This is a genomic window from Parvibaculum sedimenti, assembly GCF_009184905.1.
Classification (GTDB): Bacteria; Pseudomonadota; Alphaproteobacteria; order Parvibaculales; family Parvibaculaceae; genus Parvibaculum; species Parvibaculum sedimenti.
Window position 1 is genome coordinate 252,407 of the sequence record NZ_WESC01000001.1, and the last position, 23,866, is coordinate 276,272.

The 23,866-nt window shown below is 65.5% G+C and carries 26 protein-coding genes and 1 pseudogene; 21 read left to right on the top strand and 6 right to left on the bottom strand.

Annotation, left to right across the window (positions count from 1 at the left end; translation table 11 throughout):
• Position 1: 1 nt before the first annotated feature.
• The 4 genes from F2P47_RS01220 to F2P47_RS01235 all read right to left on the bottom strand — a co-directional run bounded on the left by F2P47_RS01220 (position 2) and on the right by F2P47_RS01235 (position 5,221).
• A complete protein-coding gene (locus tag F2P47_RS01220) occupies positions 2–3,337 on the bottom strand; it encodes a nuclease-related domain-containing protein (protein ID WP_152214335.1) in 3,336 nt (1,111 codons plus the stop codon).
• 129 nt (positions 3,338–3,466) lie between these two features.
• Positions 3,467–3,985 (bottom strand): hypothetical protein, encoded by a 519-nt coding sequence (locus F2P47_RS01225; RefSeq protein WP_152214336.1) that lies wholly within the window; start codon positions 3,983–3,985, stop codon positions 3,467–3,469.
• A gap of 7 nt (positions 3,986–3,992) precedes the next feature.
• Positions 3,993–4,904 carry an ImmA/IrrE family metallo-endopeptidase gene (locus tag F2P47_RS01230; RefSeq protein ID WP_152214337.1) on the bottom strand — a complete coding sequence of 304 codons (912 nt, stop codon included), beginning with the start codon at positions 4,902–4,904 and terminating at the stop codon, positions 3,993–3,995.
• The gene (locus F2P47_RS01235; RefSeq protein ID WP_152214338.1) at positions 4,901–5,221 is read right to left on the bottom strand and encodes a helix-turn-helix domain-containing protein; all 321 of its coding nucleotides are present in this window, start codon (positions 5,219–5,221) and stop codon (positions 4,901–4,903) included. The genes F2P47_RS01230 and F2P47_RS01235 overlap by 4 nt, the downstream gene beginning before the upstream one ends.
• Before the next feature lie 136 nt (positions 5,222–5,357).
• Here F2P47_RS01235 and F2P47_RS01240 point away from each other — a divergent pair, with 136 nt between their 5' ends.
• From F2P47_RS01240 to F2P47_RS01325, 19 genes and pseudogenes are all read left to right on the top strand, one after another.
• Complete coding sequence (locus F2P47_RS01240) at positions 5,358–5,594, top strand: DUF2188 domain-containing protein (RefSeq protein ID WP_152214339.1); 237 nt, start codon at positions 5,358–5,360, stop codon at positions 5,592–5,594.
• A 12-nt stretch (positions 5,595–5,606) separates the two neighbouring features.
• Positions 5,607–6,794: a hypothetical protein gene (locus F2P47_RS01245; protein WP_152214340.1), complete on the top strand. Its 1,188-nt coding sequence runs from the start codon at positions 5,607–5,609 to the stop codon at positions 6,792–6,794.
• The gene (locus F2P47_RS01250; protein WP_152214341.1) at positions 6,778–7,716 is read left to right on the top strand and encodes a hypothetical protein; all 939 of its coding nucleotides are present in this window, start codon (positions 6,778–6,780) and stop codon (positions 7,714–7,716) included. Before F2P47_RS01245 ends, F2P47_RS01250 begins: the two co-directional genes overlap by 17 nt.
• 167 nt (positions 7,717–7,883) lie before the next feature.
• Positions 7,884–8,093 carry a helix-turn-helix transcriptional regulator gene (locus tag F2P47_RS01255; RefSeq protein ID WP_092763684.1) on the top strand — a complete coding sequence of 70 codons (210 nt, stop codon included), beginning with the start codon at positions 7,884–7,886 and terminating at the stop codon, positions 8,091–8,093.
• A gap of 10 nt (positions 8,094–8,103) precedes the next feature.
• Entirely contained in the window at positions 8,104–8,592 is a 489-nt protein-coding gene (locus F2P47_RS01260; protein ID WP_152214342.1) for a hypothetical protein, read from the top strand.
• Entirely contained in the window at positions 8,589–8,885 is a 297-nt protein-coding gene (locus F2P47_RS01265) for a hypothetical protein (RefSeq protein ID WP_152214343.1), read from the top strand. The genes F2P47_RS01260 and F2P47_RS01265 overlap by 4 nt, the downstream gene beginning before the upstream one ends.
• Positions 8,885–9,772: an ATP-binding protein gene (locus F2P47_RS01270; protein ID WP_152214344.1), complete on the top strand. Its 888-nt coding sequence runs from the start codon at positions 8,885–8,887 to the stop codon at positions 9,770–9,772. Before F2P47_RS01265 ends, F2P47_RS01270 begins: the two co-directional genes overlap by 1 nt.
• A 17-nt stretch (positions 9,773–9,789) precedes the next feature.
• A complete protein-coding gene (locus F2P47_RS01275; protein ID WP_152214345.1) occupies positions 9,790–10,389 on the top strand; it encodes a hypothetical protein in 600 nt (199 codons plus the stop codon).
• 7 nt (positions 10,390–10,396) lie between these two features.
• Complete coding sequence (locus F2P47_RS01280; RefSeq protein ID WP_152214346.1) at positions 10,397–12,100, top strand: DEAD/DEAH box helicase; 1,704 nt, start codon at positions 10,397–10,399, stop codon at positions 12,098–12,100.
• A 3-nt stretch (positions 12,101–12,103) separates the two neighbouring features.
• Positions 12,104–12,517 carry a DUF6511 domain-containing protein gene (locus tag F2P47_RS17795; RefSeq protein WP_204886463.1) on the top strand — a complete coding sequence of 138 codons (414 nt, stop codon included), beginning with the start codon at positions 12,104–12,106 and terminating at the stop codon, positions 12,515–12,517.
• Positions 12,517–13,284 (top strand): hypothetical protein, encoded by a 768-nt coding sequence (locus tag F2P47_RS01290; protein ID WP_152214347.1) that lies wholly within the window; start codon positions 12,517–12,519, stop codon positions 13,282–13,284. The genes F2P47_RS17795 and F2P47_RS01290 overlap by 1 nt, the downstream gene beginning before the upstream one ends.
• Positions 13,281–15,569, top strand: a complete 2,289-nt coding sequence (locus F2P47_RS01295; RefSeq protein WP_185680884.1) for an AAA family ATPase — start codon at positions 13,281–13,283, stop codon at positions 15,567–15,569. The genes F2P47_RS01290 and F2P47_RS01295 overlap by 4 nt, the downstream gene beginning before the upstream one ends.
• A gap of 409 nt (positions 15,570–15,978) precedes the next feature.
• Positions 15,979–16,515, top strand: coding sequence for a crossover junction endodeoxyribonuclease RuvC (locus F2P47_RS01300; RefSeq protein WP_246176681.1), 537 nt, complete (start codon positions 15,979–15,981; stop codon positions 16,513–16,515).
• The gene (locus tag F2P47_RS01305; protein WP_152214349.1) at positions 16,512–16,709 is read left to right on the top strand and encodes a hypothetical protein; all 198 of its coding nucleotides are present in this window, start codon (positions 16,512–16,514) and stop codon (positions 16,707–16,709) included. The genes F2P47_RS01300 and F2P47_RS01305 overlap by 4 nt, the downstream gene beginning before the upstream one ends.
• Complete coding sequence (locus F2P47_RS01310; protein ID WP_152214350.1) at positions 16,706–17,140, top strand: DUF6362 family protein; 435 nt, start codon at positions 16,706–16,708, stop codon at positions 17,138–17,140. The genes F2P47_RS01305 and F2P47_RS01310 overlap by 4 nt, the downstream gene beginning before the upstream one ends.
• Positions 17,141–17,511: 371 nt before the next feature.
• On the top strand, positions 17,512–18,882 hold the full coding sequence (locus tag F2P47_RS01315) for a site-specific DNA-methyltransferase (protein WP_152214351.1): 1,371 nt from the start codon (positions 17,512–17,514) through the stop codon (positions 18,880–18,882).
• Position 18,883: 1 nt separating this feature from the next.
• A pseudogene (locus F2P47_RS17840) lies at positions 18,884–19,390 on the top strand (DNA cytosine methyltransferase); the annotation flags it as partial.
• A 115-nt stretch (positions 19,391–19,505) separates the two neighbouring features.
• Positions 19,506–20,078 (top strand): hypothetical protein, encoded by a 573-nt coding sequence (locus F2P47_RS17845; RefSeq protein ID WP_246176698.1) that lies wholly within the window; start codon positions 19,506–19,508, stop codon positions 20,076–20,078.
• Entirely contained in the window at positions 20,075–20,302 is a 228-nt protein-coding gene (locus F2P47_RS01325; RefSeq protein ID WP_152214353.1) for a DUF7220 family protein, read from the top strand. The genes F2P47_RS17845 and F2P47_RS01325 overlap by 4 nt, the downstream gene beginning before the upstream one ends.
• A gap of 51 nt (positions 20,303–20,353) precedes the next feature.
• Here the strand turns inward: F2P47_RS01325 and F2P47_RS01330 are convergent, their stop codons facing one another.
• Together F2P47_RS01330 and F2P47_RS01335 are read right to left on the bottom strand one after the other, a co-directional pair.
• Positions 20,354–20,926 carry a DUF3489 domain-containing protein gene (locus F2P47_RS01330; protein WP_152214354.1) on the bottom strand — a complete coding sequence of 191 codons (573 nt, stop codon included), beginning with the start codon at positions 20,924–20,926 and terminating at the stop codon, positions 20,354–20,356.
• A 95-nt stretch (positions 20,927–21,021) separates the two neighbouring features.
• Positions 21,022–21,243: a hypothetical protein gene (locus F2P47_RS01335; protein WP_152214355.1), complete on the bottom strand. Its 222-nt coding sequence runs from the start codon at positions 21,241–21,243 to the stop codon at positions 21,022–21,024.
• Positions 21,244–21,339: 96 nt separating this feature from the next.
• On the opposite strand from F2P47_RS01335, the gene F2P47_RS01340 reads away from it, so the two are divergent.
• Together F2P47_RS01340 and F2P47_RS01345 are read left to right on the top strand one after the other, a co-directional pair.
• Positions 21,340–21,900, top strand: coding sequence for a hypothetical protein (locus F2P47_RS01340; RefSeq protein ID WP_152214356.1), 561 nt, complete (start codon positions 21,340–21,342; stop codon positions 21,898–21,900).
• Positions 21,848–23,866: a phage terminase large subunit family protein gene (locus F2P47_RS01345; protein WP_246176684.1), complete on the top strand. Its 2,019-nt coding sequence runs from the start codon at positions 21,848–21,850 to the stop codon at positions 23,864–23,866. The genes F2P47_RS01340 and F2P47_RS01345 overlap by 53 nt, the downstream gene beginning before the upstream one ends.

A 23,866-nucleotide genomic window follows, 5' to 3' on the forward strand; every position in this document is an offset into this window, starting at 1 on the left:
ATCATGTGGAAGCCAGGCGTTCTTCGATCATTCTCACCGCCGCGATCGCGCTTGTTCCGAGGGCTGGGTCCGTGGCGAATCGTCGAAGAAGCGAAAGGTCTGTGCTCTTCCCGTGGTATGCCAGCACATCGATGGCGAGTGTCAGGTTTTGCCGCCGGTCGTACTCTGAGTAGTGCCGGAAATAGCCGACTTGGCTGACCGTTCCGATAAGGGCGTGGCGGCAGATCTCGGCCACCTCAACGGGAAAGCTATTTACGATCGATCGTTCCACCGGGGCCGGCCCGGGCAGATGCCTCACGCCTTCGATAAGGGCACGTTCGCAATGCCGGATAACGTCGAGCGCGGCGCCTCGTTCGTGCCGGACTAGCACCTGCAGGGAAGCGGCACAGGCGTGTCGTCTGGTAGTCTCGTCGAGTTCGACACGATTGCTCCAGTAAAGGATCGCCCCGCAGGCAATCAGCGCTTCGGCCGAATGGCCAACTGCCTCACCTTGCCTGTCGGGCAGGGGGCAACCGAGTCGCGCCAGGGCAATATGCGCGACCACGAAGACGGCGACGCCATCCTGGGGCATGACACTGTCCTTCGGCGGCAACGCAGTCCAGCGGGCGATGCTGTCGCCGACGCCCGAATCGCCGAATGATGCAAGGTCGATGAGCAACGGTGCCAGGAAGAACGCCGTGTCGCCGGCGCCGTTCGCCGCCATCGTCAGGAGCGTCTTCCGCTCGTTTTCCGGGAGATCGGCGATCACTTCGCAGTACGCCCCGCAATAGGGATGATCGAACTGCGCCGAATGGAGGCCGTAAGCCATGGCGCAACGGTCGGTGTCCTCGGGGTCGGCGAGGCACTGCCTAACCTCTTCGCGGGCAATGGCAATGTGCTCGCGCTCAGAGTCTTCGAGCGCGCCAAGGCCCTGCAGGGCCTCCACGATCATGGTTGAGATGAACACGTGTCTCGGCTGCGGCAGCGCTTCCACGGCTGCGATCAGCGCGGCCCGATCGCTGTCATTCGCCGGACGGCACATCCGTGCTGCATCTAACAGGTCGAGCTGCAGGTGATAGGGTGCGCCCGCCCAGTGCGTCTCAAGGGCTCGCACGACGAGCGGCGCCGCAACTTCGGCGCCCCGGCTCAACATTAGGAGCAGGTACACCTGTCCGGGCGACAGGCCGTCTCCTCCCAGCCTCCGTTGGATGGTCCGCGCCACCGCATCACGTGTCGTACGGAAGAAGCCGCCATGCAAGTGCGCGCAGATATGGGTGATCCCAGACGCCCCGCCCGACTGAAAGACGTAAGAGTTTGCGAACAGAGCGCTCCGGAGGGCGACCTTGCGTTCCCGGGCCTCATCACGCAGGCGGGCCCCTTCCTCGGCGATCCTCCGGTCCAGGACCCCAATTGTATCGAGGGCCTCGTCCAGATAATGGCCCTCGACCATCCGCTGTGGCATCACGGCGAGGAAGGCGCGTTCCAATGCGGTCCACTTTGTCAATGTTGCTTCCTCGAAGGCGACGTTCATCCAGCCCTGATCCGAGATGCGGAAACTCACCCCGAGCGCCTCCGCGCGAAGACGTTCCCAAAGCGCCCCGCAACGCATCTCGGCCCATTCTCGTGCCGCCCGCCCGCATGCACCCGCGATACAGGCGGCAATCGATTGAGCGTCCGTTAACCCTTCCAAGACCTGATCTCGCAGGCGATCGTCATCGATCGCGCCGATGATGAACGATTTTCGTTCGGCATTCTGCGGGGCGCCAAGTGCCGTCAGCACCGGGCCCGGCCGGCCCGCTGCACGACGGATCACGTTCTCTGCCGCGAAGGCATCGAAGAACATCTCGTGCGCGAAACTGATCCGGTCCCCACGCTGCGCCAACAGCCCCGCAGTTCGCAATCGCGTCGCGGTAGAGTGAGGTGCACCGTCCTGACCCATCAAGCGGTCGAGATCGCGGACGGACAGGCTGAACGCAACGCGTTCGGAGAGCCAGCCGGCGACCTGCGAGAGCAGCCGAATGCCGTCACTCGCCATGTCGTCCAAGCGTTTCCGCGCGAACGCATCGAACAGGGCATATCGGCTGCTGCCGCGGCTGAGCTGCTGGCCCGCCTCGCCGATAAGCCTTGCCTCCAGGCCGGTGGCGACAGCGCCGAGAAGGTGTTCCAGTTCGTTGGGCAACGCGTCGCCACCCGTGGCGTTTAGGGCGATGGCAGTCTTCGTCTCCGGCGTGGCCGGCGGCACCTCGACCGTGCGCAACGCCAAGAGGTCGCCGCGGGCCAGTGGACACTGCGAGGTTACGAGAAGGTTGGCTTCATAAATTCGTGCCAGCGCGGCGAGTGCCCGGGTCAGTGACGACCGTTCCGGCGCCGAACACTCGTTGTAGCCATCGACTACGAATAGCAGCGGTCGGTTGAGCCGCTTCGCGGCACCGAGCACTGTAGCCGCCGACGCGCCGGACAGCAGCCCGACCTCGCGGTCGAGCACCTTCTTAAGGCCGCCCGCGTAATCCTTGACCGGGACGGTGATGGCAAGCCCGCTTTGCTCAGTAAACCTCAGGCCGGCTTTGCCGGCCAACAGCGTCTTCCCACATCCCGAAGGACCCTGGATCAATATGTCAGCGTGCCGATTGGCAACCAGACGTACTACGTCGTCGGAGGAAGCCGTCTCGTCGCCTAAACGACACGTGAAAGGGACTAACGGCTCGGGGTGTGTGTAGGTGTGGCGGAAGGCTGCCACGTACTGCCGAAGGAGATCCTCGGCCTCGAACAGCACCGGATCACATGCGGCCGCAACCGTGGAAACCGGCGTGAGCCGAAGGTGTTCCGCAAACGCTTTCCAGCGGTCGAGCGACCAGGCGACCTTTTGCCGCGCTTGAAGCGCGGCATGCAATCCGCTCGAGCCGGCCACTGATACTTTGAAGTCCCCCGGATAAATCTGAGACTCGCGGGGGATATCGGGTGTGAAGATTAGTGCTGCCCCAGGATATTGGACCTCGGTGCCAGCAAACGAACGCATGGCATCCCTAACCGCCAGCGCTGCGTCGCGTGCCTGAGCATAAGGGTTCCGGAATTCTTTCCAGTCGCCGGAGGCTACCTGGACCTGCCAGGGTCCATTCTCACCGCCCCGAATAGGCCGGGTGTAACTCTTGGCCTCGATGACCAACGTTAAATTGGCGAGGGCGACCACGAAATCGACCTGACGGGAAGACAGGCTTATATTTGCAAAGATAACGGCAGGGAGCGAGTCTGCCGCCAATAGGCGAACGAGTTGCTCAATCACGCTTCTTTCAGACTCATGCTGAATTGGCGATCCGACAAAAATCTCTATCTTGGGTGCTATGATCTTGCCGGTGGCCATTGCTTCCCGTCGACCTTCGATCCACGATGAAAAGTATTGTAGTCACGGGCGGTGAGGGTGACGGCATCTCGTGCGTGCCGACCAAAGAGATATCCCATGCTTCTCATACAGTGGTTCCAAAGGGCTGTTTCACCGCTTCCATGGCTCGCTGTGCTTCATCCCGAGCATCGCTTCGAAAGCCGCGAGCTTTGCATGATCAGATGTTTGGTAGGGTAGCCTCGATGATCGCGCGAAGCCGCTCGCGCGATGTTCGATGCGGGCTCCCCAGATCGCCCCCTTGCGATAGACGACGACGTTGAATCCGTCGTTTGTGTTCAGATACTCGTTGCCAGCTGCCGATAAGCGCCACCTCCGCTGAAGCCAGCGGCTCCGCCGCGACCGGTCATTCCTATAGGCGGCCTCACGCCTGCGGGCACCGACGAGGTCCTCTTCCATGTGGCCAGCGCAGACGCAGCCCACGCGGAGCATGTCGTCGTAGTCGTCATGCTCTATAACATGGACAAACCTGACAAGACGCGCCTCGCACATCTCGCAGAGATGATTCTGCTCCTCCAACTCCTCGATATCGACGCAACGCCAGCCCTTGTGCGGAACGCCGGGTTGCGTCCACTTGCCAGTCGCCGTCGTTTCTCGTCGCTCATCGTGCAATGCGCGTTCATCCTTGCGGCATCAACCGATCATACGCGTCCGGCTCTTCGGGCTCATCGAGATCGTCAGCCCGCCAACGAGTCGGTCCTTCATTGGGGTAGAGGAGCAGGGAAATGGTCATCTCGCTCTTGGGGGCGAACACCGTCATTTCGTAGACATCCTCGTTGCCCTGCCAAACCCCTTTTTTGTGCATAATGCCGACCTGCGCCGTCACTTCGTCACCCCGAAGGGCAGCAAGCGATTCGCTGGGCAGTTCGATCGTCTGTTGCCTCGCCGCGTAGTAGATCCCGGTTTTGAATAGGCGTTCGCTCGACCATGCCCAATCGATAAATCCGTCTTTGCTGACGACGATCATGGCTCGCTGATCGGTAATGCTGAGCCACTTCAGAATCGCTGCAGTGATCGAAACTTCGTAGCGATCAGAAAGGTGCCGCAGAAGATCTATCTCAATCTTTTGGCCGCTGATCTGTTGCCGAAAGTCGTCAAGCGGCATCAGCAAGAAAGAAGCGAACCTGTTTGCTTGGGCCTCGACCTGGCCATGCTCCGATCGCCAATCGCCCATGTCCCGACTCGAGCAGCGTATCCCTTCAGGGGACAAATGTCGGTGCAGCAGATAGTGGCCGAGCTCGTGGGCGAGCGTGAAATTGATGCGGCCTCTCGATGTGATCCCATTATTGTAGATGATGCCCCACTCGCTTGTGCCAGAATCCATGGGCATGAGCATGCCCTCGAAGCTCCGCGATAGATCAAGGCCGTCCACCTTGGTGATAGGTGCATCGGGAAACACGTTCCTTGAATATTCCATCGCGATGTCCGCGACCCTGATCGGAAATCGGGGGGAGCCATGCGCATCATGAAAAGCGCGGACGAGTTTCGACAGATGAATCGCCCAGCCTTCGGGGGTCGTTGGAAGCTTCAATCCTTTTTCCTCCACATGTCGACGAGCTGCTCGATTTTCTTCCTGTCATCCGGATCGAGTTTGCTCAGCTTTCGGAAGAACGCTTCTTTGACCACTTCCTCGTCCGGCTCTGCAGATTCATCGAGCAGATAATCCGTCGTCACGGAAAGCGCCTCGGCAATCTTGGTCAGCTTTTCGCCCGAAGGCTTCCGCGTGTCCCTGTTTTCGAGCTCCCAAATGTAGCTTTTGCTCGACTCGGTCAGTTCCGCCAGCTTATCAAGCGAATAACCCTTCTTCTGACGGTGGCGCCGAATCTTCTCTCCCAAGGACGCTGCCATGGTGTCTCCTCACTGGCGGCCGTCGGCCGCAGAAAATCGTGTTCGATATATGCCGAACAACATCGTGCTTGACAAGGAAATCGCGGGCGTGTTCGATATACATCGAACAAAATCGTATTAGAGAGGAGTCCTTTCGATGGCAAAACGTACGTCAGGCACGCATCACATCCTTCCCAGCTCCGGTGGTGGATGGGACGTTCGCCGCGGCGGCGCCGACCGCGCCAGTGGGCATTTCGACACCAAGCGGGAGGCGATCGACCGTGGGCGGGAGATGAGCCGCAACGCCGGGACGGAATTCAAGATCCACAAGCGGGACGGCCGGATCGGCCAGTCCGATTCGCACGGGAACGACCCGCGCACCATCAAGGGCTAAGGAGAACCGATCATGGCCTCAGTGACGACCTTCATCCGCAACATGCCTGCTTCGTCGCTGCAGGCCTATTTCCACCATACCGGCATCGAGCTTCCGACCGAGGTCGATTGGGAGGCGCCCGAGCCCGAAGTGGTTCGCATCACACTTCGCGCCGTTGACGAGATGGACGACGAAGCCCGCGCCCGCATCGTCAATGACGCCGAGCGGGTCGGCGCCCTCGCCGACGATGCCGGGCAGACCGCGCTTTATGGTGTTGTCGATGACCGCACGGTTCTCGACGATCTCGCCAATGGGCACGCCCGGGCGCTCTGGATGTTCCTGAACGAGCCGGTTCGGTTCCGCCATGCCGAGGAGGTCCGTTACACCGACGAACGCCGCCGGGGGCGGAGCTGGGATGGGTTCATCGGTGAGCCGAACCTTGATCTGCGCCGCGACGAGGCATCCCTGGATGCTTTCAAGGCGGCACTCCGCGAGCGGTTTGCCTCCAACAACATCCACATCGACATCTTCGGGCGCTACCGGCCGACCTTCGACGGCGAGGATTGCGAACTGGTGCAGATCGCGATTTACCGCGAGGGCCTGCTGGACGACTTCCTCGCGTTCGATGATGGCGGCGCGCTCGTCCGTCGCGCTCGCCGCCCCGTCTTCGAGGCCGCGATGACTTATGAGCCGGCGACCGGCGTCATCGAGGTAGTGGCCAACGACCGCGAGAGCCGCGAGGAGATGGTGCGCTTCATGGCGCGCGACCTGCTCGGAATCGAGTTCCAGAGCGAAAAGGTGCCGTTCCGCAATTACGATCTTGCCGTCCTGCTGCACCCCTTCGACTTCCCGACGGAGCCGGAGGACGGGATCGAAGCCGTCGAGGTCAAGCAGCTGCGGCTGATGCCCATCGACAATGTCGCCGAACGCGTCACGCTCGAATGCCTGCGGAAAGCCGATCGCACCATCTGGAGCATGTCGGCGGAGCGGTTCGGGCCCAATGATCCGCTGGGTGGTGGATGGGTGGCGACGCAGGCGAAGCTGACCATCAAGTTCCATCCCAAAGGCGACGCGAAGCGTGGCCGGACGCTGCCGCTGACGATCACCATGCCGCATGGCTGCAATCTCAAGGACCAGACCGAGGAGGAGCAGCTGATCGGCGAGAAATACCTGCGCCGCTGGGGCATTCTTTCTGGGGCTGACAGTGCCGCCGCCGATTGATCGGAAGGCGGCAGACCTACTCCTGTCTGTGATCGAGACTCCAGACGCGGTTATCAGCGGCTCGGTCCTCGACAGCTACTATGGTCGGGTCGCGCCAGCGCTGAAGGCGGCCGGCATCCTTCAGCCGAAAGATCACTCGCGGGCAGCCGTTTCACTCGTTGATCACGAGGACGAGCCCGTCAATCTGACTTGGTCACCGGAACATCGGGCATATGGGTATTTCAGCCCGACAGCGGGGTGGGTGAGCGTCCCCGGTGATCAGTTGGCGATGTTCCGCGTCAACTTCAGCAAGCTGATCGGCCAGTTGGTGGAGCGGCTGGATTTGTCGCCGCGAACTGGCCCTGTCGAACTCGTGCCCGACCTTCTGTGGGAGGTCGGCGACGCGCGACTTCCAGGACGCAGCAAACGTACATCCGTCTGGATTGGCCGTCGGCTCTGCGAACCAGCGATATGGAAAAGTTTCATCGATACTGCCCGCAAGCGTCCGGCGCCCGGCTTGCGAATCGTCCTGAGCTTCACGCCTGGGAATCGCCTGCCGACTGACGTGCACCTCGGTCATACGCTGATCGCCGTTCGAGATGTCGCCGATCACAACGGTCTTGCTGTCGTTCCCGACCTATTGGCTGCCCGTGTTGCGGCGGGCTCACAGCTGAACGACGACCTGATCACCATGGCGGCCGACGGCGCGTCCCTCACAGTTCGCGGAACACGGCATGCATTCTCTGGATCGAAACAGCGCGCAATCATCCGGCAATTGTATGACGCTTGGAAATCCGGCCATCCGGAACTTCTGACCGCCGAGGTTCTGGAGAGCGCAGGATACAGCACCAGCGTCAACACGCTGGCGAAGGCTTTCTCCGGGAGACCTGAATGGCGCGAATTCATCAGAGAGGAGAATGGCCGCTGTTGGATGTTCCTTTGATGCGCTGAATCTCTCAACTGCAAGGCCGCCCGATGGGGCGGCTTTTTTCATTTCTGAGCCGGTTTTTCCGACTCCTACCTTGAGCCCTACCTGGCTCCTCCCCGGCTCCTACCCGCCCGGCAGCCATCGTCTCCGCAGGTTTTCGACAAGAACCCAAGGAGACACAGATGGCTACGAAACACCTCAACCAGATCGACCTGGCTGCGCGCTGGAACATCAGCCACCGCACGCTTGAGCGCTGGCGCTGGACGGGCGAAGGCCCGCGCTTCGTCAAGCTCGGCGGTCGGGTCGTGTACCGCCTCGAAGACGTCGAGGAGTACGAGCGCGAGCAGATCCGCGCGAGCACCGCCGACACCCCTGCCAAGCCTGCGGCGTGAGGGGGCGGTGATGACGATTTCCAACCGCATCTCGCTCGATGAGCTCCGGCACATGGCCGTCGGCGACGTCGCCGCTCTGCCCGCCGATCAGCTCGCTCTCCTGCAGGACGAGGCCGCCGAAGCCCTTCGCCGCGCCAAGACGGCCAGTGACTGGCTCGATGGCGCCGTCGCCCTCAAGTACGCCGACCGCTCCCATTCGGCGCGCCAGGCAGCCGGCAAGGACACCGGCACGATCCGCTTCGAAGACGGCGCGGTCACCGTGATTGCCGATCTGCCGAAGCGCGTCGACTGGGACCAGGACAAGCTCGCCGCCCTCGTCGAGCGCATCCGGGTCGAGGGCGACGACCCCACCGAGTACGTCGACGTCGCGATCAAGGTGCCCGAGCGCAAGTTCGCGGCTTGGCCGAGCCACATCCGCTCAGCCTTCGAAGACGCGCGCACCGTCCGCACCGGCAAGCCCAGCTTCCGTCTTTCCCTGAACACCGAGGTGACGTCATGAGCATCACGCAGAATCTCGCGGTGGTCCGCGAGCAGCATTACGGGCTGGACAAGCTGCCCGAGACCATCCGGGTGCCGGCCATCGGCGAACGTCGCGACGAGACCGTCAAGCCGGTCGGGGCGGCCTCGATCGACGACCTGGCGTTCGCCCTCATCGGGCTGAACGAGCGGGCATCGGCGCTCTACCGCGAGATCGACGCGGTGCGCACCCTTCACGACGAGGGGCGCAAGGCCGGCGCGCTGGGTGCGGACATCGCGATCGATGCCCTGATCGCGGCGAAGGGAGGCAAGTGATGGCTCTCCCGATCATTTCGGCCGATCAGCGTCTCGCCGAGCAACGCGGGGTCAAGGGCACGATCTTCGGCAAGTCCGGGATCGGCAAGACCTCGCTGCTCTGGACGCTCGATCCCGCCACCACGTTGTTCATCGATCTCGAGGCGGGCGACCTCGCCATCGAGGGATGGTCCGGCGACAGCGTCCGGCCGCGCACATGGGCTGAATGCCGCGATTTCGCGGTCTTCATCGGCGGACCCAATCCGGCGCTGCGGGACGACCAGGTCTACAGCGAGGCCCACTACGCGGCGGTGTGCGAGCGCTTCGGCGATCCGGCGGCGCTCGACCGCTACGACACGGTCTTCATCGACTCGATCACCGTCGCCGGGCGGCTCTGCTTCCAGTGGAGCAAGGGACAGCCGGAGGCTTTCTCGGACAAGACCGGCAAGCCCGATGTCCGCGGCGCCTACGGCCTGCATGGCCGCGAGATGATCGCGTGGCTGACGCATCTGCAGCACACGCGGGCGAAGAACGTCTGGTTCGTCGGGATCCTCGACGAGAAGCTCGATGACTTCAATCGGCGCATCTACCAGCCGCAGATAGATGGCTCGAAAACCGGTCTGGAGCTGCCGGGCATCGTCGATGAAGTCCTGACGATGGCGGAGATCAAGGACGACGCCGGCACACCCTATCGGGTCTTCGTCTGCCAGACGATCAATTCGTGGAACTTCCCCGCGAAGGACCGCTCCGGTCGCCTCGACCTGATCGAGGAGCCGCATCTCGGCCGTCTGATGGCGAAGATCCGCGGGCCCGTTAAGCCCGCCTCCGAGCGGCTCGCCTATCGCAGCCCGTCCCCTGCCGCGACCGCTCCGACCCCCGACGCTTCCACCCCTTCCGAAAACATCTGAACGAGGAGACCCCAGTCATGTCTGGATCCTGGAACGACTTCAACGACGCCAAGCAGAACGCCAACATCATCCCGAAAGGCACACTGGCCAAGGTGCGCCTGACCATCCGCCCCGGCGGTTTCGACGACCCGTCGCAGGGCTGGACCGGGGGCTATGCCACCCGCGGCACGACCGGTTCGGTCTACCTCTCGGGCGAGTTCACGGTTCTCGAAGGGCCCTATGCCCGGCGCAAGATCTTCACGCTGATCGGGCTCTACAGCCCCAAGGGTCCGGACTGGGCGAACATGGGCCGCAGCCTCGTGCGCGGCATGCTGAACTCCGCTCGCGGCATCTCCGACAAGGACACGTCCGCTCAGGCCCAGGCCGCCCGTCGCATCAGCGGCTTTGCCGATCTCGACGGGCTCGAGTTCGTGGCGCGGATCGACATCGGCACCGACACCAACGGCGAGGAGAAGAACGAGATCCGCGCGGCCGTGACGCCGGATCACAAGGAGTATGCCGCTCTCATGGGTGGCGTGCCCGGTGTGGTAGCGCAGTCGCAGGCTCAGCCTTCCCAGCCTTCCATGCCCCAATCTTCAGCACCGGCCGCGGGCACGCGCCCGTCCTGGGCGCAGTGAGGCTGCCATGCTGCTGCGTCCCCGCCAGAAGCAGTTCGTCGAGCGCAGCGTCCGCGCGCTCGACGAACACGGAAACACCCTCGGCGTCGCCCCGACCGGAGCCGGCAAGACGATCATGCTCTCGGGCGTCGTCGGCCGCATGGTCGGCGAAACCCCGAAGAGCACGGGCGCCAAGGCCTGCGTGCTCGCCCACCGCGACGAGCTGACCGCTCAGAACCGCAGCAAGTTCGGCCGGGTGAACCCGAAGATCACGACCTCGGTCGTCGATGCGAAGGAAAAGTCGTGGGCTGGACAGGTCACCTTCGCGATGGTGCCGACGCTGGCGCGCGCGGGCAATCTCGACCAGCTGCCCGCGCTCGACCTCCTGGTGATCGACGAGGCGCATCACGCGGCAGCCGACAGCTATAGGCGCATCATCGACACCGCGCTCCAGCGCAATGCCATGTGCCGGATCTATGGCGTCACCGCGACGCCCAACCGGGGCGACAAGCGCGGTCTGCGCCCGGTGTTCTCGAACGTCGCCGATCAGATCCGGATCGGCGAACTGATCGCCTCCGGCCATCTCGTGCCGCCGCGCACCTTCGTCATCGATGTCGGCGTCCAGGACCAGCTCACCAAGGTGCGCCGCACGGCCGACGATTTCGACATGGCCGAGGTCGACGCGATCATGAACCGGTCGCCGGTCACGGACGCCGTCATCCGCCACTGGCGGGAAAAGGCGGGCGAGCGCCAGACGGTGGTGTTCTGCTCGACGGTCGACCACGCACGCAACGTGACCGCCGCGTTTAATGAGGTGGGCGTTTCAGCAGGGCTGATCCATGGCGACATGCCCGACACCGCCCGCAAGGCGACGCTTGCGGCCTATGCCGCCGGTGATCTGCGGGTCGTCGTCAATGTCGCGGTCCTGACCGAGGGGTGGGATCACCCGCCGACGAGCTGCGTCGTGCTGCTGCGGCCGAGCTCCTACAAGTCGACCATGATCCAGATGGTCGGTCGCGGCCTGCGCACGGTCTCGCCCGAAGACCATCCGGGCGTCGTCAAGACCGACTGCGTCGTGCTCGATTTCGGCACCTCGACGCTGCTGCACGGTTCGCTGGAGCAGGACGTCGACCTGGACGGACGCGAGCCCTCCGGCGAGGCGCCGACCAAGGATTGCCCGGACTGCGGCGCCATCGTGCCGCTCGCCACCACCGAATGCCCGCTGTGCGGTCACCTCTGGGAGCGAGAGGACGCGGGCGAGGTCACGCCGCTCGGCGACTTCGTAATGTCCGAAATCGACCTCCTCAAGCGGTCGAGTTTCCGCTGGTGCGATCTCTTCGGCGACGATGCCGCACTCATCGCCAACGGCTTCAACGCCTGGGGCGGTGTCTTCTTCCTGAACGGCCGCTGGTACGGCATCGGGGGCCTGCAGAAGCAGCGGCCTCATCTGTTGGCTGTGGGCGAGCGCACTATCTGTCTGGCGGCGGCGGACGACTGGCTCAACGAGCATGAGAGCGACGAGAGCGCGCACAAGACCCGCCGCTGGCTGAACCAGCCGCCCACCGACCGGCAGCTCGCCTTCCTGCCGCCCGAATACCGGCAGGATTTCGGGCTCACCCGCTACCAGGCATCGGCGCTGCTCGCCTTCCGGTTCAACCGCGACGGTATCCGCTCCCTCGTCTTCGGAGCGGCGGAAGCCGCGCCCGATGCAGCGATCGGGAGGGCAGCATGAGCCATGACCACTCTCAATCCCATCACGGCCGAGGACCGGCGACGACTCTGGCATCCGCGTGGAACGCTCTGTGCTGTCTGCCGGCGACCCACCCGTGGCTTTGGCTGGTTCGACCCGGTGCGGTCGAAGCAGCCGCGCCCCTCGGTCTGGTTCTGCTCGATGGCCTGCCAAGGCTTCTGGACGCGCTCGGGCAGCGGTGGGGGCTGGGCCATGGTTGATCTCACCGAACAGGAGCAGGCCGCGATCCGTGCCGCAATGAAGCCGGTCGCCGAGATCATGGAGGAGATCGGCTGGCAGGCGCGGTTCTCCGATCTCTCGGAGGCGCAGGTGCTCACGCTGATAGAGGTCGCCGTCGGCGGCTTCCAGGACGCCATGCACGCCATGGCGGCAGACGCTGAGGCGGAGGTGCCGTTCTGATGCTCGACTACAACCGCCGTCCTACCTGCGCCGACCGCATCAACGCAGTCATCGACAAGGCGATCATTGCTGAACGCGCGGCGATGGCGCCGCGAATCTATCTCGGCGGCTCGCGGCTCGGAGCTCCTTGCGAGCGTGCACTTCAGTTCGAGTTCACCGGAGCTGCGAAGGACGAAGGCCAGGATTTCACCGGCCAGACGCTGCGGATCTTCGAGATCGGACACGCTCTCGAAGATCTCGCGGTCCGCTGGCTCCGGGCTGCCGAGTTCGATCTCTACACCCGCAAGGGCAACCGTCCGGACGGCGACCAATTCGGATTCTCGGTCGCTGGCGGCCGCATCCGCGGCCACGTCGACGGCATCATCGCTTCCGGGCCAGTGAGCCTCGGTCTGCGCGTTCCCGCGCTCTGGGAATGCAAGACGATGAACGCCAGGAACTGGCGCGAGACCGTTGCCAAGGGCGTGGTCGTAGCCAAACCCGTCTACGCCGCCCAGATCGCGATCTACCAAGCCTACATGGAAGCGCAGGTCCCGGGCATTTGCGAGAACCCGGCGCTGTTCACCGCGATCAACAAGGACACGGCCGAGCTGCACCATGAACTGGTGGCGTTCGACGCGGGGCTCGCGCAGCGCATGTCCGACCGGGGCGTACGGATCCTGCAGGCAACCGACGCCGGGGAGCTGCTGCCGCGGATCGCCACCACCCGCGATTTCCACGAGTGCCGCATGTGCCCGTGGGCGGAACGCTGCTGGGGGCTGCCGGCATGAGCGAGAACAACATCGTCTCCCTCGACGCGTGGCGAGATTTCAACGACGCCGCACCCCAGGCCGATCCCTTCGACATCGAGCCGGATCCCCAGCAGATCGCCGTCTTTCTCGATGTCGTCTTCGGCTATTGCGAGGGCTGGGCGCCGCTGCGCGGGTTCGTGGACAAGGGCCAGGGCATAGACGGTCGTCCCCACAACGCGTGGATCGAGATCGACGACAGCCTGCTGGAGAAGGCGGTTTCTTTCGCCAGCTGGGCGGCGCGCGAGGGTGCTGCCTTCTATGTGGTGCCGGGAACGGTCGCCGAGACCGGCAGGGCCAAGGCCGCCGACGTCCTGCAGATGCAGACGGTTCTGGTCGATCTCGATGCGGGCGACATCGTCGCCAAGCTCGACCACCTCATCCGGCATCTGGGCGAACCCACCCTGCTCGTCGAAAGCGGCGGCCGCACGCCGGACGGTCTCGACAAGCTGCATGTCTGGTGGCGCTTGAGCGAACCGGCCGAGGGTGAGGACATCGCGCTTCTCTGTCGGCTGCGCGGCGACATCGCGGTGAAGGTTGGCGGCGACACGCATTTCCGTTCCGCCCACCAGCCGATCCGTCTGGCCGGCTCCGTCTATCACAAGGGCGGGTTCAAGCGGCTGGTCAACATCCGTCGCCACAGCCCCCGCGTCGAGGTCCACCTGCGCGACTTCGCCGAGCTGGTCGATACCATGCCGCCGCTTGCTGGCGTGGGATCAGAGCCTGGACCATCGAACGACAAGCCCTCGATCACCGAGATTCTGACCACCCCGGTCCGCGAAGGCGGCGAAGACGACTGGACGCGATTTCAGGGCGCGAGCGCTGCCATCGGCCACTACGTGCGGCTGGCGCACGAGGGGCGCATGAGCCGCGACGAGGCGTGGGAAGCGATCTGTCAGTACAACGCCGCGCAGCTGCGTCCGAGCTGGCCGCTTGAACGGCTCGCCTCGGAAGCCCAGCGCCTCTGGCGGCTGCATGAGGAACGCCACGGCCCGGCGCTCGAACGGCTCTCCACTCCCCCCATGTCCGCCTTGCCGGCTTTCACGCTGGGCGCGCTCCTCGACGATACCAGTCCGATGCCGGACGACATCATTGCACCGCGCGTGCTGACGCCGGGCGGCATGCTGGTGCTGGGCGGCGCACCCAAGGTCGGCAAGAGCGACTTCCTGATCAGCCTGCTGGTCCACATGGCGGCGGGCGTGCCCTTCCTCGGCTTCGCGCCGAGCCAGCCGCTGCGGATCTTCTATCTGCAGGCCGAGATCCAGTACCACTACCTCCGGGAGCGCCTTCAGGCGATCCGGATCGATCCGGCGCTCCTGGCCGTGGCGCGCGACAATCTCGTCGCCACGCCCAAGGTCCGCATGCTGCTTGACGCCGGCGGCGTCGCACTCGCCGTCGCTGCCGTCCGTGCCCACTACGGACACGGCGCGCCCGACATTCTCTGCATCGACCCGATCCGCAATCTCTTCGATGGCGGTCCGGACGGCGGCGGGGAGAACGACAACACCGCGATGCTTTTCTTCCTGCAGGAGCGGGTCGAGGCCCTGCGGGACGCCGTAGCCCCGGATGCCGGCCTGATCCTCTGCCATCACACCCGCAAGATCACGAAGAAGCAGCTCGCCGAGGACCCGTTCATGGCGCTCTCGGGCGCGGGCAGCCTCCGCAGCTTCTACAGCTCCGGCATCATCATGCACCGGCCCGACGAAGATCGGCCCGAGCGGATGCTGCATTTCGAGCTGCGCAACGGCCCCGGCATCGAACCGATGATCATCGACAAGGCCGATGGGCGCTGGGTCTCGATCGATCGGTCGAGCGAGCGCCTGGTGCGCAAGGCGCTGGGCGACAAGCTGGATGCGGAGCGGGTGCGCAAGCACGACGTCATCCTCGGCGTCCTCCTCGACGAGGCGCTCGAAGGGCGGCTCTACACCATCAATCAGTTCGCAGAAGCCTTCGAGAACCGGGGCGGGCTTGGCGGCAAGGACACGATCCGCGACCGGCTGAACGTCCTCGCCACCAAAGGCTTCGTGAAATTCGTGCGCGACGGCACGCCCTATGGGCTCGGGCCGTCCAGGTCGCGCTTCGGCTTCCTGTGCGTCGAGGGCATGGCGGCTCCGGCTGAAGAAGAAGCGGTCGACCCCGAGACGGGCGAGGTCCTGCCAGCCAGCGTCGCTGTTCTGCCCACCCACTACAAGTCGCCGCAGACCGGCGCGCTGCTCGAAGTCGAGAACCCGCATGTGTGGGTCTATCCGGAGGGCGAGCAGTCATGACCGCCCGCGCGAAACACCTCCCGCAGAATTGCGCGCTGATCAGTTTGAACCAGATGGGGCGCGGTCCCGAAACTGCCCCGTCATCACCGCGCAGAATTTCGCTCTGGCCAGTTGTGACCAGATTGGGCGCGCTGCCGAAACTACCCCTTCAGAATTGCGCAGCGACCAGACCGGCTTCGCTGCAATCAGATTGGGTCGGCAGGGCGTTCGGAAGCTCCCCAAACTGGAAAATCCCCTGTCACCTCAATGCTTTGCTGGTGGCGTCAAGTTTAGGGGGTAAAGCCACCCCCTTCGGGGGTGGGGGAGAACGCCGCAGGCGGGTTCTCCCTCGCCCACCCCCAGGGGCTTCGCGCGCGCATGGCGTGCCGGACCTCTCATCTCCGACAACACTCGAACAGGATCGACCCGCATGAGCATGCATCCATCACCCCTCCTTGTAGCCGACTGCCCACCTGCACCCGTCGCCTCTGCGGCTGCGGGCAGCACCATCCTCGCGCTCGACCTCGGCACATCGACCGGCTGGGCGATCCGCGGCCATGACGGCCTGATCACCAGCGGCACCGTGTCCTTCCGGCCCAGCCGCTTCGACGGCGGCGGCATGCGCTACCTGCGCTTCCAGCACTGGCTCGAACAGCTGGCCGACGACAGTGGCGGACTGGCCGCGATCTATTTCGAGGAGGTCCGCCGCCACATCGGCACCGACGCCGCCCACCTCTACGGCGGCTTCCTGGCGACGTTGACCGCATGGTGCGAGCGCGAGGGCGTCGCCTATCAGGGCGTGCCGGTCGGCACCATCAAGCGGTTCGCCACCGGCAAGGGCAATGCCGGCAAGGACGCCGTGCTCGCCGCGATGCGCCAGCGCGGGTTCCAGCCCGCCGACGACAACGAGGCCGACGCCATCGCGCTCCTGCTCTGGGCGATGGAGACCCGGGGAGGTGTGCTGTGAGGTGGACGCCACGAGGATATGGCGGCCGGCGCCGCAGCTCCGAAGAGGTCAAGCGCGATGGCTGGCGCGAGCAGCGTGTCCTCGCGGTCTCTCTCGATGACGACCGGCTGACCTGGCCCGAACGCGAACTGATCCGGCAACTCGGCGAGAAGCTCTATGGCGACCGCGATCAGGCGAAGGAGGCGCGCCGATGACCGAGTGGACACCGAGCCTCGTCGAGGAACGTCTGGCGGAAGCGGCGTCGGTTCTCAAGCGCCTGCCCGAACCGCGACGGCAGGGCTACTTCAGCACCTGGCCGGAGATCATCCACAGTTTCGCCGACAAGGTGGGACAGGAACCAAAACCGATGCGCGTCATCCCGTCGCCTGCGGCCATCAGCCGGATGGAGGAGACGCTGAGCTGGACGGTAGGGCTCGATCCGATCGACGGCAAGATCGTCTGGATGCGCGCCCATGGCGAGCGGTGGAAGACCATCTGCTGGACCGTCGGATTGCAGCGGTCGGCGGCGCACGAGCACTGGCTCTACGCGCTCTGCGTGATCGCATTCCGGCTTAATGGTCGGCGGCTCAACCGCAGCTATTCGAAGCGCAAAGTAATCGAGCTGGCTGGGGCGGCGCAGCGCTGAGCGATGGCGAGGAAGGTGTCCGCCGGACAGTTTTCGAACGGACATAAACGGCGGATCGGGCTAGGTTTTTGACTATCCTCGGGAGAGGCGCGCGCGGCGCGGTCTTGCTCTCGCTGACCGACGAGTTTCCGGGTCCTTCCTGGGCGATTTCGTATGCTGGCGGGCGAAGCGCGGCATATCGCCAGCGACAGGGCCGGATTTTTGGGAAGCCACCCGGAAGCCGGATCCACCTGCATGCTGCGCAAGCCTCAATAAACACAAACCTTTCTGCCGGACACGCTGTTGGCCGCTGGACCCCGCATGGAGTCCAGCGCGGCATCCGGAGTCCAGAAGCCACCGGGTATCCACCCGACCAAGGAACCATGTCCGCCATGACGCTGAGCTTCGCCCCGGACGCGATCGAGATGTGGCCGCTGGCAAAGCTCCAGCCCTACGCGAAGAACGCCAAGGCGCATGGCGCGGACCAGGTCGCGAAGATCGCCGCCAGCATGGCCGAGTTCGGCTGGACCGTGCCGTGCCTTGTGGCCGAGGACGGCGAGCTGATTGCCGGGCACGGGCGCGTCCTGGCCGCTACGCAACTCGGGCTGAGCGAAGCGCCGGTGATCGTGCTGGGCCATCTGACGGAGGCGCAGCGCCGTGCCTACCGGATCGCTGACAACAAGCTGACCGAACTCGGCACGTGGGACGAGGCGCTGCTGTCGGCGGAACTGAACGACCTGCTCGCCGAAGAATTCGACCTGTCGCTGGTCGGCTTTTCCGATGGCGAGTTGGACAGGCTGCTGGCATTCGTGCCCGAGGGCGAAGGCGAGGAAGGCGGCGGCGGTGTTCCGCCCGTCACCATCCCCGAACCGCCCCGCAATCCTGCATCGCAAACGGGCGATCTCTGGATTCTCGGCGATCACCGGCTGCTCTGCGGTGACAGCACCAGCCATGCGGATGTCTGCCGCCTGATGAACGGCGAACGGGCGATCCTGTTCGCAACCGACCCGCCCTATCTCGTCGACTACGATGGCTCCAACCATCCGACCCGCAACAAGGACTGGTCGGCGTCTTACGGCACCACGTGGGACGACAGTTCGCAGGGCGCGGAGCTCTACGACGGCTTCATCGCCGCGGCCGTGGCCGAGGCGATTACCGAGGATGCCGCCTGGTATTGCTGGCACGCTTCGCGCCGCCAGGCGATGCTGGAAGCGTGCTGGGAAAAGGCCGGTGCGTTCGTTCACCAGCAGATCATCTGGGTAAAGGACCGCGGCGTCCTGACCCGGTCGCACTACCTCTGGAAGCACGAGCCCTGTTTGATGGGCTGGATCAAGGGCAAGCGCCCGCCAAAGGTCGCCGAGGAAACCCTTGCGTCCACATGGGCGCTGCCCAGCTTCGCCAAGGACGAGCGGCCGGACCATCCGACGCCGAAGCCGCTCGACGCCTTCGGTATCCCGATGCGCCAGCACGTTGCTCGCGGCGGGCTCTGCTACGAGCCGTTCTGCGGCTCCGGCTCGCAGATTATGGCGGGCGAGGCGAACGGCCGGCGCGTCTTCGCGATGGAAATCAGCCCCGCCTATGTCGATGTCGCCGTTGAGCGCTGGCAGGCGGACACGGGCCGCGAGGCGCTCCTCGATGGTGATGGGCGGATCTTCGCGCAGGTGAAGGCCGAGCGACTGGGCGACCACGCCGAAGCCCCCGCCGATGCTCCGGACACGGCCGCCGCCCCCGAACCCGCGCGAAAACGCAAGACCACCGCGTGACATGCATGACCTGGCTTTACCTTCCTTCGGACACGCTTCCGGATCCGGAGACACATGCCTGTTCGGCCTCTCCCTCTGCTCCGGCGCAGGCGGGCTCGACCTCGGGCTCGCCATCGCCATCCCCGGATATCGTGCTGTGGGCCATGTCGAACGGGAAACCTACGCCGCAGCCATCCTCGTGGCGCGGATGGAAGACGCGTCCCTGGATCGCGCACCTGTCTGGGACGACGTTGCCAGTTTCGACGGCCGCCCATGGCGCGGCGCGGTGGACATCGTCACTGCGGGCTATCCGTGCCAGCCATTCTCCGTCGCGGGCAAGCGGCGGGGCGCGGACGACCCGCGCCATCTCTGGCCGCATGTCGCCCGCATCATCGGCGAGGTCGAGCCACCCTTCGTCTTCCTCGAGAATGTCGCCAATCATCTCCGCCTCGGCTTCCCCGAAGTCGCCGCAGGACTGGTTGGCATGGGGTACCGCCTTGCGGCAGGCATCTTCACGGCGGCGGAAGTCGGCGCGCCCCACAAGCGCGAGCGGCTGTTCATCCTCGCCATCCGCGAGGGAGACGAGCTGGCCGACCCCGCGCGCCTGCTCTGGCACCCGGTCGAGTGGCGGGAACCGGACCGAGATGCTGCGGCTGTGGCCGACGCCCCGGGCCAGCGCCAACGAGAACCGGCAGACGAAGCCGACGCCGTCGCAGGCGGCGGGTCAGCATGGGATGAACCTGGCGACGACGGCCGCGCTGTGGCCGACGCCGCAGATCGACAGCTTTCGCAGCCGGGGTGGCGAGCGGAAGGACGAGAAGGGTCTGGACCGGATGGCGCGGGACTGGCCGACGCCGATGGCGAACGACGGCTGCAAGCCGAGCGCGGGCAAGCGCCGAACGGCCGATCTTACCCATGCGGCGGGGATGTGGATGACGCCGACGGCGCGCGACCACAAGGATGGGGCGACGAGCCTTGCGAATACCCCGGTGAACGGCCTGCTTGGCCGCCAGGTCCTGGCGACGCCGATGGCTGGGCGCGATACCTCCGAGCCGCGCCGGACACTGAACCCGCTGTTCGTCGAGGCGCTGATGGGCTGGCCCACCGGGTGGACCGGCTTCGCCTTTGCGGCAACGGCGTGGTCCCCTTGGTTACGGCGCATGCGCTCAGAACTCTCGCGGCTGAACTGCTGGCCGATGGATGAGGTCACGGGATGAAGCAGTCCCGCATCATGTCGCTGGTCGAGTCCGTCGCCAACGTGATCGTCGGCTACGGCATCGCCGTCATGGCTCAGATGGCGATCTTTCCGCTGTTCGGCCTGCACGCGACGTTGGCTCAGAACATGATGATGGGCGCGATCTTCACGGTGGTGTCGATCATTCGCAGCTATGCCCTCAGACGTATCTTCGAGGAGATACGTGTTCGCAGGACTTGGAGATAGATCCGCCGCCCCAATGGGACGGCGGTCGTCATCTCGTCGGGCTATGGTGCGTCAGGCGGCGGGGAGCTTGTAGACCCGTCCGCGCCCCTCGACCTTCTCCGAGGACACCTCGAGCCCGAGTTTCTTCTTCAGCGCCCCGGCCATCGCGCCGCGTACCGTATGCGACTGCCAGCCGGTCGCGACCATGATCTCCCCGATGGTCGCGCCGTCCGGCGCGCGCAGCATGGCGATCAGCGTGGCCTGCTTGGTGCCCTCGCGCGGCGTGCGCGCCTTGGGCGCGGGGTCGGGTTCGGTGGGGGTGTCCGGCGTGGGCTCTTCGGTCGGCGCGTCCATCGCGCCTGCAGGCGCGGTGTTCGCGTCCTCCGGCTCAATGCCGATGGCGGCGAGCCCTGCGTCGGTGGCGACCAGCGTCGCGCCGTGGCCGTCGCCGGTCTCGCGCCAGACAGGCTCGCCCTCGCGCAGGTTGGCGTCGACCTCTTCGAGGAAGCCCTTGGCGATCATCGTCTCCACCACCTTGGCGGCAGCTCCGCCGCGCAGGTTTGGTGGAAACGGCAAGGCATTATGGCCGTCGCGCTGCGCGGCGGCGCTGAGGATCACTGCTTGCGTGTCGGAAAGCTTGGTCATGGGGTCGTCTCCGTGTTCGGGGCCGCACCATCGCGGCCCTTCTACGACCCCAAGCCGCGCGGGCGGCGCGGCCGGAGTTCAGGCGATGCCGGAAATCACTCGGCGTGCTCGCCCTCCTTGAAGGCCGCGTCGGTAATGCGCTTCAGGAGCTCGGCGTAGTGGGCGAGCGTTCCGACATGGCCCCAATTGATCTCGTCAGGGCTGGTGTCGAAATGGTCCGCGCTAAGGGCGGCGAGCCGCTCCAGCATCGCGTCGATTTCGGCCTTCCGGGCGATGAAGGCGTCGATCGCCTGCGGCTTGCTCGGGGTCCTGGTCATGGCTGTCTCCGTCCTTGTTGGTGACGCCATACAGGCTCTGATCGCAGCGCTTATCAAGTCGATAAGTGCATCATTTAATTAGGAGTTCGGGTCGAGATGCAGGGGCTGAGCGAACGCCAGTACGCCGCCCGTGTGGGCCTTTCACGGGGCGCGATCCAGAAGGCGAAGGCGGCCGAGCGGGTCGTCCTCCATTCCGACGGCAGCATTGATGCCGATGCCAGCGACGCCCGCCGCGCGGAGACGACCGACCCGTCAAAGACCAGGAAGGCTCCCACACCGAAGCTGAAGCCGGTGCCGGACGTCGCCCTCTCAGCCGTCGGCGACACACTCCGCGAAAGCGGCCTGACTTCGCCCGCGACGGGAGGGGGCACGACCTTCCTGCAAGCCAAGACGGCGAACGAGGTGCTGAAAGCCCAGGAGCGCCGCCTCCGGCTTCAGAAGATGAAGGGCGAACTCATCGATCGTGCGCGCGCGACCGCGCTCGTTTTCCGGCTCGCACGCGAGGAGCGGGATTCATGGGTCAATTGGCCGTCCCGCGCCGCGGCGCTGATGGCGGCGGAGCTCGGAGTGGAGGCGGCCGAGATGCAGAAGGCTCTGGAGATCCATGTACGCGCCCACCTCGACGAACTCGCCGAGGTCCGGCCGGAATTCCGCTGAGCGAGACAATGAGCTGTCCGATGATCTGACCGAATTCGACGGCGTCGCCGATCTCCTGCGCGCCTGGGGCAACGGGCTCCGGCCCGATCCGGACCTGACCGTCTCGCAATGGGCGGACCGGCACCGGATGCTGTCGGGCCGCGCCTCAGCCGAGCCAGGCCGGTACCGCACCGCGCGCACGCCCTACATGCGCGACATCATGGATGCGCTCTCGCCGGGAGCAGCCGCGCAGCGCGTGGTATTCATGAAGGCCGCGCAGGTCGGCGCGACCGAGGCTGGCAACAACTGGATCGGGTTCGCGATCCACCAGGCGCCGGGGCCGATGCTGGCGGTCCAGCCGACGGTGGAACTGGCCAAGCGCAACTCGCGCCAGCGGATCGACCCGTTGATCGACGAGAGCCCCGAGCTGCGGGAGCGGGTCAAACCGGCGCGCTCGCGGGACGCGGGCAACACGATGCTGTCCAAGGAATTCGCGGGTGGCATCCTGATCATGACCGGGGCCAACTCGGCGGTCGGCCTGCGGTCTACCCCGGCGCGGTACATCTTCCTCGACGAGGTCGATGCCTATCCGGCCTCCGCCGACGAGGAAGGCGATCCCGTCACGCTGGCCGAGGCGCGGTCGCTGACCTTCGCCCATCGGCGGAAGGTGCTGCTGGTCTCGACGCCCACCATCCGAGGGCTGTCGCGCATCGAGCGGGAGTTCGAGGCCAGCGACCAGCGCCGGTTCTTCGTGCCGTGCCCGCATTGCGGCGCGATGCAGTGGCTGAAATTCGACCGGCTGCGCTGGCAGAAGGGTCGCCCGGAGACGGCGGAATATCACTGCGAGGGCTGCGAGACGCCCATCGCGGAACACCACAAGACGGCGATGCTGGGGGGCGGCGAATGGCGGGCGACCGCCATGGCCGCCGATCCGACCACGGTCGGGTATCACCTCTCGGCGCTCTATTCGCCGATCGGCTGGCTGAGCTGGGAGCGGATCGTGCGGGCATGGGACGCGGCACAGGGGTCGGACGAGGCGATCAAGGCGTTCCGCAACACCATCCTCGGCGAGACCTGGGTCGAGACCGGGGAAGCCCCGGACTGGCAGCGGCTCTATGACCGGCGCGAGCGCTGGACGTCCGGCACGGTGCCTGCGGGCGGGCTGTTCCTGACCGCCGGGGCCGATGTCCAGAAGGACCGGATCGAGGTCGATGTCTGGGCGTGGGGGCGTGGACTTGAGTCCTGGCTCATCGATCACGTCGTGATCGAGGGCGGGCCGGATCGGCACGACGCCTGGTCGGAACTGACCGCGCTGCTCGACCGGTCGTGGCCGCATGAACGCGGCGCGCATCTGCGCATCGCGCGGCTCGCCATCGACACGGGCTACGAGGCCCCGGCGGTCTATTCCTGGTCGCGGGCGCAGGGGTTTGGGCAGGTGTCGCCGGTGAAGGGCGTCGAGGGGTTCAACCGCTCAAGCCCGGTGTCGGGGCCGACCTTCGTCGACGCGACCGAGGGCGGCAAACGCCTGCGGCGCGGGGCGCGGCTCTGGACCGTGGCGGTGTCGACCTTCAAGGCCGAGACCTACCGCTTCCTGCGGCTGGCGCGCCCGACCGACGAGGAGATGGCCGACGGGGCCGCGTTCCCGCCCGGCTCGGTGCATCTGCCGCACTGGGTCGAGAACGAATGGCTGAAGCAGTTCGTGGCCGAGCAGCTGGTGACGGTGCGCACGAAGCGCGGCTTCGCCCGGCTGGAGTGGCAGAAGCTCCGCGAGCGCAACGAAGCGCTGGATTGCCGGGTCTATGCCCGCGCCGCCGCCTGGATCGCGGGCGCGGACCGCTGGCCCGACGAGAAATGGCGCGACCTCGAGGATCAGCTCGGGGCCGCCCCCACCGACAACGATCCCGCCGGGCAGATCAACCGGCCGGGACAGGCCCCGCAGGGCAAGCGCCGCTCCGACTGGCTCGGACGGCGCGGAGGATGGTTCTGA